The sequence below is a fragment of the Kocuria tytonis genome (assembly GCF_003226895.2).
Classification (GTDB): domain Bacteria; phylum Actinomycetota; class Actinomycetes; order Actinomycetales; family Micrococcaceae; genus Kocuria; species Kocuria tytonis.
The window spans coordinates 349,908-364,100 of the sequence record NZ_PNJG02000001.1 but is presented as its reverse complement, the minus strand read 5'-3'; the positions used below and the strand labels follow the sequence as shown (position 1 = coordinate 364,100).

The window sequence follows — 14,193 nt, the reverse complement described above, 5'->3', positions numbered from 1 at the left end:
GACGATCAGTGGGGGATGGGGGAGCTAGGACGACGCGTCATGGGTGGACTGACGGATCGATCAACCATGATTCGTATTCCTCACGGATCGCCGTGCCGATGCGCGTGGCCCGGTTCAGGTTCACGCGTGTGGTGGGCGCACATCCTTCACTGGGATTGAGCTCCATGGGCAAGACCTGGTACAGCACCGCGGTCTGAGCCTCAACGAAATCTTCGTGCGCGGTCGTGAGTTCTTCCACCCGTCGAGGCGGCAGGTAGGCGCCCTGCTGCATGAGTGTCAGTTGCACGGCGAGGGTCGGCACGTCATGGGGGAACACCTTGTGGCGGATCGCCAACGCCGAGACGACCCCTGCGGCCTGACCGATGCCCGCCACCGTGGGGTGCAGCCGCAAGGCCGCCGCGCCGATCCTGGAAGCCGAAACATTCTTCTCCGCTGCCACCATAGGCACCCTGGTGCGGGGGAGGAGGCAACCCAGCGGAATGCTGAAGGGGCCTTCCCTCCAGACTTTCGGCTTGTCCGCAAGGCTCTCACCGAGGTCCTCTTCCAGGTCCCGTTCCCGACGACCGCCGTGCAGATCGGGTGGATACGTTCCCGTGGCAATACTCGTCACGTCGACCTTTGGTGCACCACGGTTGCTCGTGCGGTAGATGTCCTTGCCCGTGAGTGTCTCGCGTCCGACGATCCGAACGGACTCCCGGATGTAGGGGATGGGAGGGAAATGACGGACCACGTTCATGGGAAGCCCCTCCGTCACCTTGGGGGACCGCTCTCGAGGCATCTTGTCGTAGCCTTCGTCCGTGGCCACGCTCCAGGGCAGGTCACATTCGTTCTGAAGGTAGTAGATGATGGCCAAGGTGCGATTGATGGCCGCACGTTCTATCGACGCCCGCGCCGATTCGTCCAGCAGGTAGCTGGCTTCCGTGGGCTGATCATTGAAGTAGTTCAGTGAGGTGCGTGTGATGTCTTTCCACTGAGACCCGGTGTAGTAGTTCTCGGTTCCCAGGTCCGGAGCTCCGCGGTACCCCGCAAATCCGTTCTCCTTTTCTTCGATCCCCTGCCGGCTACCTCGGGGATACGCGCGGCTCACAGCTGCCCGTGCCTTCTGGTAACCCTCGGGTTCTTCCGTGAGGCGTAGTCCCTCCGGCATGGTGCCCGCGTCGTAGCGGCGGATCATCGCCGTCTGGGTGATGTCCTGGATGAAGGTGTCCTGGAAATTCTCGTGCGAATACGTCTTACCGTCGTAGACGCTGTTTCCGACCCGATGTGCCAGACCACTCAGGCGAGTGACGGAGCCGTCCTCCGTGGCGTCCACCAGACACCGCCCCGCGATGCCACCGGACGTGGTGTCCAGCTGGGCTTGCTCGCCATTGACCCGCACGCCGGTCACGGTGACGTTGCGGTAGGCCCGGACCCCTGCTTCTTTGAGCATCGCGGTCAGGACACGATCCACCACCACGGGATTGGGAGAAAAGGACTCGTCCCGGTACTGGGACGTGTTGCAGGGGCGCTCCAACCGGTAGGTGTAGAAATGCCGCACTCGTGTGGTGAATTCACCCCAGAAGCCGAATTCTTGAATGATGTTGGCGTAGTACCTCGTCTCGTCCATGGCCGACACGCCACCCGGGCCGGCCTGGCCCCCCAGCATGTGGGTGGACTCCACCATGACCACCTGGACACCAAGTCGAGCGGCACTGATGGCGGCGGCACAACCGGAGATTCCACCTCCTGCCACCACCAGCTCGGTGTAGAGGGGGAGGGCATCGGGGATCTTGGCCCAGATTGCCTCGTGCACCGGTGAGTCGAGCGGATCAACTGTCTGGGCGTCTTCCGTCATGGAATTTTCCTTTCGGCCACGCGGCGCGTGGCACTCACGGCGCGATTCATGTGGTGGGTGGCGGTCTCTTCGAGAGTGTGCAGCAACGGAGAGGAAGACCTTCGCTCCAGTGCCGTGGCCAACGCGGTGTCGTCCATCAGATGGGGTTCCCGGGCCAACCACGGATCGCCGAGGGCGATGCTCAGGGCACGGACCTTGTGCGTCATCCTGAGTGACAGGGCCGGTACGCCGTACCGGGCCGCCATGACCGCTCCGTGGAACTTTGCCGTGAGCAGGCTGCGATACCCGCCGAGTGCAGCGGTCAGGGCATCGATGCTCGACTCGGTCCGGATGATCTCGGGGGGAACACCCACGTCCTCGAGTGCACGACGCTCCAAGGCCTGATCGTGCTCCACCGCCAGAACCAGGACTTCCACACGAAATCCTCTCGGCTCCATGAGACGGAGGAGTCGATCCAGCGTGCTCAGGTCCTGGTCCGTCGGCACCTTCCGGAACACCACGCCCACGGTGTCCCGGCCGGGGTGTCCGGCGGGTGGCAACGCAGCGGCGAAGCCCGGGTCCGCCCCGGTCTCGATTTCGCGGCTCAGACCTGCGGTGTCCCGCAGCCAGTGTGTACTGCCCTGGTCACGTGTACCCACGAAGTGCACGTTCTCGTGCTGGAGGAACGTCCTGAGGCGTCCGGGGACGTCGCCACGCCGCCGAGTCCGTTCGAGGGCCACACCGACTCCCGCGACGATCACCGGTCGTGTCAGCCATGCCCGGTTCCAGTACAGGGTCGAGATGGCGTCCGGATGGATCAGGTCGCCACCACCGATGACGACGGCGTCCACGTCGGCTGCGATCTCCTCCGCCGGGCGGGAAAAGTAGGGCCGGACCAGCACGTCGTGGACCCGCTCGTGAGTGAACTCGTCGCCGAAGGCGGAGATCCACGTCTGATACATCAGTTCGTCGCCGTAATTGCCCCACCCGAAGAAACCGACGTGTCCCAGTCGTGTCATCGGACGCTCCGGGGACGGATGGCCAGTCCGAATTGACGCGGATCGGCCTCGAAGTCTTCGCACGCGTAGTTGATCCACGACCTGATGCGTGCCGGGGTGGGCGGATTGTGCCCGGTGCAGTGGTGCTCCGTGACCACCTGAACGCGCTCGTCCGCATGCTCTTGAAAAGGTTCCATGGCTTCCGCCACGTATTGTGCGTCGCCACTGTTCTGCACGTACCACACGTGTCCCGTGACAGTGTGCTGGTACAACGCATTGAGATCCACCAGCGTGGGACGGCCCCGGTGCAGTGCACTCCAGGTCGGAGTCTCGGGAAATGCAGTTCTGGCCAACGCGGTGGCGGGACCGCCCTCGGCTACGAGGTCAAGGGTCGTGTCGGGGGAAAAGGCCAGCGCCAAGCTTCCCGTCAGACGGGGGGCCAGGGCCATGGCCGCGAAACCACCACCGCAACTTCCCACCAGCAGAACGCGCTCGCCCACGCCCAGGGCCTTCGCCGCCTCACCGATGTGATCTGCCAGCCGGTCCGGAAGGGGGTCCTCCGCCGTCCCCACGTACCACCCGCTCCGAAGCGTGTCCGACGACTCCAGGGTGGGGTCCGAGAGGAACAGCATGTGGTGAGGCAGTCCGGACAGCTCGGCGAATCGCTCAAAGCGCGGCAACGGGTGTCGTGAGCGGTCGACCAGGCTGTGGAAACACACCACCAGGGTGTCCGCCCCCGGTTTCTCACTGAGCACTCCGCGTATCGGGTGGTGTGTGTCCTCCCGGGGCAGCACGTCGTAGCGCACGAGGTGACGACCGTCGCCCAGGATCTCCGTTGTCGCCGCGTCGGATCCGAGGAAGTGAACGGGCCAACTCCGTCCTTCGTCCAACTCGGTATCGGGAGCGTCGTCGTGCATGGGCGGGTCCGCGTCGAAAGCCTTGTTGATCACGCGCAGCGTTGCCGGGCGAGACATTGGATTGTGACCGTGCGTGTGATGGGCGTACGGGTGAACGCTGACCTCGTCGCACAAATGGGCGGCATTGCTCATGAAGGCCCGGAACAGGGGGAGATCCTGCTTCCGGTCGTGGTCGGAGGTGACGTTGACGTGATAGCGGATCCGAACCGGGACGTCGCGCTTCTTCAGGAGCATGAGCACGTTGGAGGTCAGTGGGTGGCTCGTACGGATCGCCGCGGGCAACATCCCCCCGAAGCGGGCATGGCGCAGGGCGTTGACGCCCGTTGGCATCCAGCGGGTCCAGTCGAACTGGGCGTTGTTGATCACCGCGAGGGCACCGGGATCGTCGGCCAGCAGGGCCAGGGAGTAGAAGCCTCCGGCGGACGAACCGAAGTACATGCGGGAGGCGGGATCCCGGACGCCGAAGGTGTCCATCACGGCGCGGACCGCTTGACCCACTTCCGGCACGACCCAGTGGTCCGAAGTCAGATGACCCCAAGCCAGGGACAGATAGTCGGGAGCTCCCGTGGCCGGGTCGTACACGTAGACCTGGTGGTGGTCGATGTCCTGGTACCAGCTGGAGCGCTGGAACACGGGCTCGTGGTGGGCGACCTCCTGATCGACGGCACCGTTGCTCAACACCACGGCGTGCGACGCCTTCGTCTTTCGCACCACCATGAGCGGGACCGTGACGTGGTCGATCACGACGTCCACACGGGCTCGCTGGTTCGCGGGTGTCAGGGGGTCCAGTGCGCCGCTGCGGACTTCTTGCAGCGTCACTGTGGGGGTGGGGGTCATCTGGGGGTCTTCTCGGGCAAGCGGGCGGGGGAGGGGCGTGGAGCCTGGGGGGCAGAACGGGCTCCACGGTCTGATGTGCTTAGTCGCCGATCATACTGTGTGCCGCCCCAACGCCAGGTACCGCCACCCAGCACCCTGCCACACCGCGGGATCCAGCACGTTCCGCCCGTCGATCATCGTGGGCGTCGCCACTAGCCCGGCAACGCGGCGGGGGTCCATGTCCCGAAATTCCCGCCACTCGGTGAGCAGCAGGGTCACCTGCGCACCGGCCACGGCGGCGTCGAGCGATTCCACGTAGTCCAGGCGCGGGTAGCGCTGGGCGGCGTTGGCGTTCGCCTGGGGGTCGTAGAGGCGGACGTCCGCGCCCATCGAGTGCAGACGGGCGGCGATGTCCAGGGCGGGGGAGTCGCGGACGTCGTCGGAGTCGGGTTTGAACGCCGCGCCGAGCACCGCGATCTGCGCGCCGTGCACCGATCCGCCGCACTCGGCCACGGCCAGCTGCACGGTGTGCTCGCGCCGGCGCAGGTTGATGTCGTCCACCTCTGCCAGAAAACGAAGCGACTGGTCCAGACCCAGCTCCGAGGCACGGGCGCGCAGCGCGCGGATGTCCTTGGGCAGGCACCCGCCACCGAAACCCACACCGGCGTTGAGGAACTTGCGACCGATCCGCTCGTCCAGCCCGATCGCGTCCGCGAGCGTGCGGATGTCCCCGCCCACCACCTCTGTGATCTCGGACAACGCGTTGATGAAGCTGATCTTGGTGGCCAAGAAGCTGTTGGCCGCCACCTTCACGAGCTCCGCGGTCTCGTAGTCCGTCACGATGAACGGGGTGTCCGCCGCCAGCTGCTGCGCGTAGGCCTCCCGCAGCGCCGCCTCGGCGCGCCTGCCCCCGGCAGTGGGCCGCGCGGCGGCGTCGTGCTCCACGCCCAGCACCATGCGGTCGGGGCGCAGCGTGTCCTCCACCGCGTGACCCTCCCGCAGGAACTCCGGGTTCCACGCGAGGTCCACGGTGACACCCGGGCGCGACGCCGCCCGGGCCGCCTCCTGCAGGCGCGCCGCCGAGCCCACGGGCACCGTGGACTTGCCCGCGATCACGCAGTCGTGGTCCGCGGCGCGCGCGATCTGCTCCACCGCGGCGTCCACGTACGTCATGTCCGCGGCGTGACCGGTGCGCTTCTGCGGCGTGCCCACGCCCACGAAGTGGACGTCCCCGAATGCCCCGGCCTCCTCGTAGGAGGTGGTGAACCGCACCGCGCCCGAGGCCACGTGCGTGCGCAGCAGCTCCGGCAGGCCCGGTTCGTGGAACGGGACGCGGCCCGCGGACAGCGTGTCGATCTTTGCCCGGTCCACGTCCACCCCGAGAACCTCGTGGCCCAGCTCGGCCATGGCCACGGCGTGGGTGGCGCCCAGGTATCCGGTGCCGATCACGGTCATACGCATGAGGCGGGTACGCCCTTCCTGACGGGGAACTGGGAGAGAGGGAGGGTCAGTCCCGGGGGTCGAAGTCCGCGATGCGCGTCCCCACGCCGAACATCTGTTCAATTGCGGCCAGGGAGCGCTGCGCGGCCCTGCCGTCACCGTAGGGGTTCACGGCGTTGGCCATCTCGCGGTAGGCGGCGTCGTCGTTGAGCAGCCGGTCCACCTCGGTGACGATCCGCTCCTCGTCCGTGCCGATCAGTTTCACGGTGCCGGCGGTCACTGCCTCGGGGCGCTCGGTGTTCTCGCGCATCACGAGCACGGGCTTGCCCAGCGACGGCGCCTCCTCCTGGACCCCACCGGAGTCCGTGAGCACCACGTGGGCCACCGAGAGCATGCGGGTGAACTCGCCGTAGGCCAGCGGCTCGGTGACCACCACATTGGGCAGGCCCTCGATGGCGGGCAGCACAGCCTCGCGCACCACGGGGTTGCGGTGCGCCGGCAGCACGATCGTGAGCCCCGGCTCGGCCCGCGCAATGCGGGCCAGTGCGCGCCCGACGCCGCGCATGGCCTCTCCCTGGTTCTCACGCCGGTGCGTGGTCACCAGCAGCACGCGCTTACCGGAGGAGGCGATCTCCTCGAGCTGCGGGTCCGAGAAGGGCAGCTGCTGCTCCACGGTGTGCAGCAGGGCGTCGATCACGGTGTTGCCCGTGACCACGATGTCCTGCTCCGACAGGGCCTCACGAAGCAGGTTCTCCCTGGAGGTGCTCGTGGGTGCCAGGTGCAGGGACGTGATCTGGGAGGTCATCTTGCGGTTAGCCTCCTCGGGGAAGGGGGAGAAGAGGTCGAAGGACCGCAGCCCCGCCTCGGCGTGGATCACCGGGATCCCCCGGTAGAACGCGGCGATCGCGCCGGCGGTGGAGGTGGTGGTGTCCCCCTGGACCACCACAGCGTCCGGTGCGTTCTGCGCGAAGATCGCGTCCAGGCCCTCCACCGTGCGGGTCAGCACCCCGTTGAGGGTCTGGCGCGGCTGGATGATGTTCAGGTCGTGGTCCGGGGTGATGTCGAAGATCTCGTTGACCTGGTCCAGCATCTCCCGGTGCTGACCGGTCACGGTGACCACGCACTCGAAGTCCGTGCTGCTCTGCAGAACCTTGACGATCGGGGCCATCTTGATGGCCTCCGGGCGGGTGCCGTAAATCGGCATGATCGTGAACACGCAAGACGTCCTTACCTGGGCCCGTGGATGATCCGGTCCGCACCGCCGCTGGGCGGTGTTCGACCGTTCCTCCCCTACGGGCTCACAGTCTATGGGAACACCAACTGAATAACAGATAACTTGCGCACTCGTGTCCCCCTTAGTGGGTACAAAGGCGCGCGCCATTAGGCACGATGGTGTGAGGAGGGCTGACATACACTGTGTGCGTACGAATGCAGATCGCTCCGTCGTGGAGCCATCCTTGGATCGCGGTGCCGTCCCGGGTGGTTTGCCCGGCATTCACCAGAACACATTCTGGTTGTGCAAAACTGAAATCACGGACAGGGCGCGTTCAAGGAGAGGCACAGTGACAGCTATTTCCCCCGGAGCAATTCCACCCAGCGTACGCATACCGGTCCTGGCCACCTACACCGATGAGAACGGGCATCAGCTGCCTCTGCCCCAGGCCCGGATGCGGGAGAGCTTCACGGGACTGCAGATGCTGGCCCGCCAGATCCTGAGCGGCGCGGAGGACCCCCTCGACGGCTACGACCAGGATTTCACCATCATGCAGATGGGTCCCTCCGCCTTCGAGATCGAGATCCGCGCCACCGCTAAACGGCAGAACCGGCTGCGTGGGCGTGCCGCCGCGAAGAAGCACCTCTTGATCGTGGCCACCCTGGATCATTTCACGGACGTGCTGGTCGCCATGGGGGAACTCGCGTGCCACATTGCCAACCACCCTGACACCGAGGTGCGGTTCGTGGCCAGCTGCTACGGGGACTACTACGAGTTCCTGGAGCGTGGCCGCGTGGTCAAGGCCATGGAAGCCGGTGCGGTGGAACTGCTGGTGACGCCCGAGTCCGTCGAGATCCTGCGCGTGATCCTGGCGAACCTCAAACAACCCGGTGTCGCCTACGCCACGCTCACCAAGCGAATTCCGGGGATGGCACACATGCGGCGCACGGTGGTGGGGTCCACGCAGCACCTGCGGGACTTCGCGGACGGGGGGCCCTTCCACCTGACTCCGGAGATGCTCGCGACCGCCCGGTCCAGGGTGGACACGCACCGCACGGAGCAGTGGGTGCAGCTGCCCACGTCCAAGAACTCGCACGCTTTGTGGGACGAACTCTGAGAGTAGGGCGCCGCGTGACAGTGCGGCGGCGTGTGCTCAGCGCACGGTGCGCTTCGGGCGGTTCCCGCGCAGCACCCGGGCGATGTGCCGCACCCGGTCCACGTTGGAGGACACGGCCAGGTAGCCGCTGAGCACCCCTACCGTGGACATGCCTCCCACGATCAACGGGGTGTGGTACTTCTGCCACCGCCGCGGGTCGGAGGCAATGATGTGCGCGGTGCCGTTGATGGTGGCCGCGATCACGCCACCGGCCACCACGTGGTGGCCGATCTTGGCGCCGCTCTTGACCAAAGGATCGAGTTCGTCCGTCCGCAGGTGGACGTCGAACCCACCGCGTTCGAGCACCACGATGAGCCGGCGCACGTACTCGGGCACGTCCACACCCATCTGCACGGCGTCCTCCACCGTGGCCCGCAGCCGGTTCAGCAGCATGTCCGGGGAGAGCCGGTGGATGATGAACCGCTCGGCGTAGGGCTGCACCGAGGAGACCAGGTCGAACTCGGGGTCCAGCCCGGTTCCCATGGACTCCGCCGTGACCAGCATGCGCAGCAGCAGGGCGGACTGTCGGGGCAGCTGCAGCTTGTGGTGGCGCAGCACGGAGATCAGGTCCGCCATGAGCGCCCCCACGCGGACCTCCTCCAGCGGTTTGTTGGCGTAGCGGCGCATCATGACCGCCACGTCCTTCTCGATCTCCCGCTTGGAGATGTCGTGCTCGCCGCTGTCCGTGAGACCCAGCAGCCCGGTGGCCGCGCGCCTCGGGTTGTCCTGCACCACGCCCAGCAGCAGCGTGATCAGGTGGTCCCGGAACTCCTCGGTGAGGTTGCCCACCATGCCGAAGTCGATAATCGCGATCCGGCCGTCCGGTTCCACGAACAGGTTGCCCGGGTGCGGGTCCGCGTGGAAGAAGCCGTCCTCGAAGACCATCTTGCAGATGGCGTCCGTGGCCTCACGGGCCAGCAGGTGCCGGTTGATCCCCTCGGCCTCCAGGGCCGGGTAGTCGTTGATCTTCACGCCGACCATGCGTTCCATGGTCAGCACCCGGGAGGTGGTGGCCTCCCAGTGGATCTCGGGGATGTGGATCTGCGGGTGGCCCATGAAGTTCTCGGCCATGCGCTGGGCGTTGCGGGCCTCCTGCAGGAAGTCGAGTTCGTCCCGCAGGGAGGAGCTGAACTCCTCCACGATGCCCTCCAGGTCGTAGTCCTGGGCGGCCGCCCAGTACCGGGACACCCACTTGGCCATGTCCTGGAGGATCTCCAGGTCCCGGTTGACCTCGTCCGTGACCCCGGGGCGGCGAACCTTCACGATCACGTCCCGACCGTGGAACACGGCGGCGTGCGCCTGGCCGATCGATCCCGTGGCCACGGGATCCGGATCCATGTGGGTGAGGATCTCCTCGGCCCGGGAAGCGGGTTCCGCCTCGATCATGGCCCGGATCTGCGCCACGGGGATGGGCGGGGTGTTGTCCTGGAGCTTGAGCAGCTCCTCGGCGAAACCCGGGGGCAGCAGGTCCGGACGGGTGGACGCCAGCTGACCCAGTTTGATGAACGTGGGGCCCAATTCCTCCAAGGCCATGCGCAGGTGCTCGGGCTGGGAGTGGATGGTCTGCGGGTCGATCAGGTTCACTCGCGCCAGGGGAGCCCGCCACTGGGGCCTCACCCCGCCCAGGGCGAAGCCGAAGCCGTGCTTGGTGAGGACCTCGATGATCTGGAGGAACCGTTCGCGGCGTGAAATCATGTGGGTGCAAAAGCCCCTTACAGCGTTCTGTGCAGGTACGCGGCCATGAAACCGGTGGCCACGGCCACGATCAGGATGAGCGTGGTGGCCAATGGTTCCACGCCGAGCATCAGAATGCCCAGCACCACGAGGATCGCGGTCAGTGCGAGGAGCGCGCTCACCACGGGTTTCAGGCTCCGCGCCAGGCGTGTCGCGGCGGGCGCACCGGCCGCCCGCGCGGGGGTGGCGGACGGCGCGCCGGCCGACGCCGCGTCGTCGTGGGGCGCGGGCGGGGCGGTGTCCGCGCGGGCGGGTTCACCGCGCCACCGGGCGGCCAGTCCGCGTGCGGACGAGCCCGCGGCGGAGGAGCCGGCGGGGGAGTCCGGGTGGGCCGCGGAGAAGCCGCGCCGCCACTTCTTGGCGTTGCGCCCGCGGTCCGACTCCACGGCCACGTAAGCCGGGGGGACCTCGAACTGCTCGGCGTCGGGCAGCAGCTCGGGGACGTCGTTGGGCAGCTCCTGGAACCACTGCGCGGGAACCTCGGAGGCGCGCGCGGCCTGCAGGGTCATGGACACCTCGAACGACGATCCGCGGATGGTCCCCCACACGGCGGTGAGCAGATCGTGCTCGAACGCGTAGTTGATGATGGGTGTGAACTGCTGGGACATCTGGGTGGAGAGCCGGCCCACCTGCTTGCGCTCGTAGAGCACGTCCACGGTGTCCACGGTGACGCCGTGCGAGTTGCGCACCCGGTTCACCTCCAGGGTGAGGATCACCCGGCCCTCACCCGTGGCGGGGACGATCGAGTGCAGGTACTCGGCGAAGTCCTGCTCGTCCAGCACCTTGATGGAGGAGCCCTGGGGCAGCACAGCGGCCTGGGCGGGGGCGGTGTTGATCGGGAACAGCAGGTCCGGGGGAGCGATGTCGATCGCGGCGCGCGCGTTCAGCTCTGCCACACCGTCCTGGCGCAGCAGCTCGGCCTCCAGGTGCAGGGGCACCACGGGGGTGTACCCGGAGGCGATCACGCGCGCGAGCGGATGCCAGTAGCGGTGGGCGTCCTCGGCGCTGAGGTGCGCGATCTTGTTCTCTCCCACGCGCACCGAGACGGTCCGGGGGTCGAAGGGGTTGTCCGGTTCGGGGACCAGCGCGGCCATGCCGTTCCAGGTCTGCGCGCGACCCGCGGAGAGTCCCCCGAACACCCGCATGATCTCGGTGTCGTAGAAGTTCTCGGTGACGACGTCCAAGGACCCTCGGTCGTTGAGCGCGTAATCGGTCATGGTCTCCCTCGCTGTCGCGCTGGCGGGTGCTCCGCCGCAGCCTCGCCTCTCATGCTATCCGTTGATTCCGGTGCATCGAGGTTCATCCGGTGTGTGGACAGCGCCCCGCAGCGGGTCACCGGGAGAGGCACGTGATCTGCAGGGTGAGCGCGCGCTGGGCGTCGTCCAGCAGCTCGGTCACGATGCGCCGCAGGGCGTCCGGTGCCTCCCGGTGCTCCCGCAGCCAGGCGTCGGTGCCGCGCACCACGGGGTGCTGGGCCGCGGCCTCGGCAGGGGACGACGACGCCGCCTGCGCATCCACCGCGCGCGGGTACAGTCCGCGGACCATGCGGGTGGCGATCTCCATGGAGCGCGTGGCCCACCACGTGGTGAGCTGCTCGAAGTACGTGTCCTCGTAGCGGCGCAGCACAGCGGGCGCGGCCAGTTGGAAGCCGGCGATGGTGGCGCTGAGCTCGTCGTTGGACAGCTCACCCGAGACGATGCGCTGCCACGCCTGCTCCTTGGAGCGGTCCGAGCGCATGGCGGCCACGGCCTCGAGGTGTCCCAGGTGACCGTCACGAGTGCGGTCCCGGGCGTGCTCCGCCTCGAGCTCGGACACGGTGCTGTGACCGGTGGCGGTCACGGCGGTGAGCATGGTCCAGCGCAGCTGCGGGGTCAGTTCCAGGCCCGGCACCGCGCGCTCGCCGCCCAGCCACTCCTGGATGGGGCGGGCGTACTTCCCGTCCCGGGCCGCTTCGCGGGCGAAGGCGCGGGCGAGGATGAGCTGGGCGTCCGAGCCGGGTCCGGCCGCGAGCATGGACTCGCCCAGGGCGTCGAGCAGGGTGCGCCGCACGGTGGTGCGGTAGCTCACGGGCACGTACTGGCCCAGGGCCTGGCGCGCGTGCTCCAGCACGGTGGTGAGCACGGCCGCGTGCTGCTCGGTGGTGCAGCGGCGCGCCACCATGAGCACGTACTCGCGCGGGCACAGCCGACCGTCACGCACGGCGGCCCACAGCTGGGAGTGCGCCACGGCGCGCGCGAGCGGGTCCGCGATGTCCCCCACGAGCTCCAGCAGCCCGGCCAGAGACGCCGGGTCCGGGTGGGCCAGGCAGTAGGTGAGATCGGTGTCGTTGACCAGCAGCACGCTCCCGGGTGCCTCCCCGGGCCGGGCCGGATCCGACGTGGTCGGTGCCGACGCACCGCCGCCGGGGGAGACCGCACCGGAGGGGACCTCGGGGGCAGGGTTCCGGCCGCCCGGGTCCGCGGTGCCCGACGTGGCCGCCCCGGGTGCCGCTGCACCCGCGAGCCCCGTGAGCTCGGTGGCCCGCTTCTCGGCGGGCACCCTGACCTCCACACGGGCGGTGTTGACCACCGCGCCCGAGCCGTTCTCCCGGGCGTAGCTGCCCGCGGTCAGCACGTGCGGGCGCAGGGGGGCGGCGCTCTGTGTGAGGGAGGCGGCCGCGGCGTCGTCGCGCCGGACGGTGAGCACGGGGACGCCCGTGGTGCGCAGCCACAGCTCCGCCCACGCGCGGACGTCGTGCTCGCACGCCTCATCCAGCACGCCGAGGAAGTCGTCCAGGCTGGTGTTGCCGAACGCGAACCGGCGGAAGTAGGCGCGGCACGCGTCCATGAAGGAGGCCTCGCCCACGAACGCCACCAGCTGCTTGAGCACGGAGGCACCCTTGGCGTAGGTGATGCCGTCGAAGTTCTGGCGGGCGGCCTCGAGGTCCACGATGTCCGCGACGATCGGGTGGGTGGTGCGCAGCTGGTCCTGGCGGTACGCCCACTCCTTGCGGGCCAGGGCGAACGTGACCCACGCGTCCGTGTACTGCGTGGCGTGCACGCACGCGTAGGCGCCCATGAACTCCGCGAAGGACTCCTTGAGCCAGAGGTCGTCCCACCAGCGCATGGTCACGAGGTCCCCGAACCACATGTGGGACATCTCGTGCATCAGGGTGTTGGCGCGCCCGGCCAGCTGCGCGCGGGTGGCGCCGGAGGGGAAGAGGTAGTCCTCGGTGAACGTGACCATCCCGGGGTTCTCCATGGCGCCCAGGTTGTACTCGGGCACGAAGGCCTGCTCGTACTTGCCCCACGGGTACGCGAACCCGAAGAGCTCCGGGAAGAAGTCCAGGCCCTGCCTGGTGAGCGCGAACAGCTCCTCGGCGTCCATGTGCTCGGCGAGCGCCCGGCGGCAGTACAGGGCCAGCGGCACCGTGACGGCCTCGCCCTGCGGGTCCGTGCCGCACCACTCGTCCGTGACCCTGGTGTAGGGCCCGGCGAGGATGGTGGTGATGTAGCTGGAGATCCGCTGGGTGGGCGCGAACTCGTGGGTCACCGCGCCGGGGAACTCGGCGTCCGCCCCGGGGGCGGAGCTCACCAGCTCCCCGTTCGACGCCGCGAGCCACCCCTCGGGGGCGATCACCGAGAACTGGAAGGAGGCCTTCAGGTCCGGCTGCTCGAACACCGCGAACACGCGCCGGCAGTCGGCGGGCTCGTACTGGGTGTAGATGTAGACCTCGCCGTCCTGCGGGTCGATGTAGCGGTGCAGCCCCTCACCCGAGCGGGAGTACAGGGCGCGACCGGCCACGCGCAGCTCATTGGCCTGCCCCAGTTCCGGCAGGCGGATCCGGGAGCCGGTCACGATGTCGTCCACGTCCAGGACCTCGCCGTTGAGCTCCACCGCGGTCACGGAGTCGTGGATGAAGTCGATGAACGTCTCCGCGCCCTCCTCGGCGGTGAACCGCACCGTGACCTCGGAGCCGAAGGTGGTGTTCCCGGGGTCCTTCGCCCCCGAGAGGTCCACCGTGACCCGGTAGTCCTCCACCCGGATCTGCTCGGCGCGCGTTGCTGCTTCTTCTCTGGTCAGGCTGGCTCCCATGCCCCCAGTGTAGGCACGGCGGCGGTGGCCGC

General features: G+C 68.0%; 9 protein-coding genes. 1 reads left to right on the top strand and 8 read right to left on the bottom strand.

Annotated elements, in window-relative coordinates:
• Nucleotides 1-37 precede the first annotated feature (37 nt).
• The 5 genes from C1C97_RS01700 to wecB all read right to left on the bottom strand — a co-directional run bounded on the left by C1C97_RS01700 (nucleotide 38) and on the right by wecB (nucleotide 7,188).
• On the bottom strand, nucleotides 38-1,834 hold the full coding sequence (locus tag C1C97_RS01700; RefSeq protein WP_121029807.1) for an FAD-dependent oxidoreductase: 1,797 nt from the start codon (nucleotides 1,832-1,834) through the stop codon (nucleotides 38-40).
• Complete coding sequence (locus tag C1C97_RS01695) at nucleotides 1,831-2,832, bottom strand: polysaccharide pyruvyl transferase family protein (RefSeq protein WP_121029806.1); 1,002 nt, start codon at nucleotides 2,830-2,832, stop codon at nucleotides 1,831-1,833. The genes C1C97_RS01700 and C1C97_RS01695 overlap by 4 nt, the downstream gene beginning before the upstream one ends.
• Complete coding sequence (locus tag C1C97_RS01690) at nucleotides 2,829-4,481, bottom strand: hypothetical protein (RefSeq protein ID WP_121029805.1); 1,653 nt, start codon at nucleotides 4,479-4,481, stop codon at nucleotides 2,829-2,831. Before C1C97_RS01690 ends, C1C97_RS01695 begins: the two co-directional genes overlap by 4 nt.
• Before the next feature lie 174 nt (nucleotides 4,482-4,655).
• Nucleotides 4,656-6,005 carry a UDP-glucose dehydrogenase family protein gene (locus C1C97_RS01685; RefSeq protein WP_121029804.1) on the bottom strand — a complete coding sequence of 450 codons (1,350 nt, stop codon included), beginning with the start codon at nucleotides 6,003-6,005 and terminating at the stop codon, nucleotides 4,656-4,658.
• Nucleotides 6,006-6,051: 46 nt separating this feature from the next.
• Nucleotides 6,052-7,188, bottom strand: coding sequence for a non-hydrolyzing UDP-N-acetylglucosamine 2-epimerase (gene wecB, locus C1C97_RS01680; protein WP_407657256.1), 1,137 nt, complete (start codon nucleotides 7,186-7,188; stop codon nucleotides 6,052-6,054).
• Between the two features lie 358 nt (nucleotides 7,189-7,546).
• Here wecB and C1C97_RS01675 point away from each other — a divergent pair, with 358 nt between their 5' ends.
• Nucleotides 7,547-8,314 (top strand): hypothetical protein, encoded by a 768-nt coding sequence (locus tag C1C97_RS01675; RefSeq protein WP_121029802.1) that lies wholly within the window; start codon nucleotides 7,547-7,549, stop codon nucleotides 8,312-8,314.
• Between the two features lie 36 nt (nucleotides 8,315-8,350).
• Here C1C97_RS01675 and C1C97_RS01670 read toward each other — a convergent pair whose 3' ends face one another.
• The 3 genes from C1C97_RS01670 to pepN all read right to left on the bottom strand — a co-directional run bounded on the left by C1C97_RS01670 (nucleotide 8,351) and on the right by pepN (nucleotide 14,161).
• On the bottom strand, nucleotides 8,351-10,048 hold the full coding sequence (locus C1C97_RS01670; RefSeq protein WP_110919317.1) for an ABC1 kinase family protein: 1,698 nt from the start codon (nucleotides 10,046-10,048) through the stop codon (nucleotides 8,351-8,353).
• Between the two features lie 17 nt (nucleotides 10,049-10,065).
• On the bottom strand, nucleotides 10,066-11,304 hold the full coding sequence (locus C1C97_RS01665) for a hypothetical protein (protein WP_121029801.1): 1,239 nt from the start codon (nucleotides 11,302-11,304) through the stop codon (nucleotides 10,066-10,068).
• Nucleotides 11,305-11,419: 115 nt separating this feature from the next.
• Entirely contained in the window at nucleotides 11,420-14,161 is a 2,742-nt protein-coding gene (gene pepN, locus C1C97_RS01660; RefSeq protein ID WP_121029800.1) for an aminopeptidase N, read from the bottom strand.
• Nucleotides 14,162-14,193 lie beyond the last annotated feature (32 nt).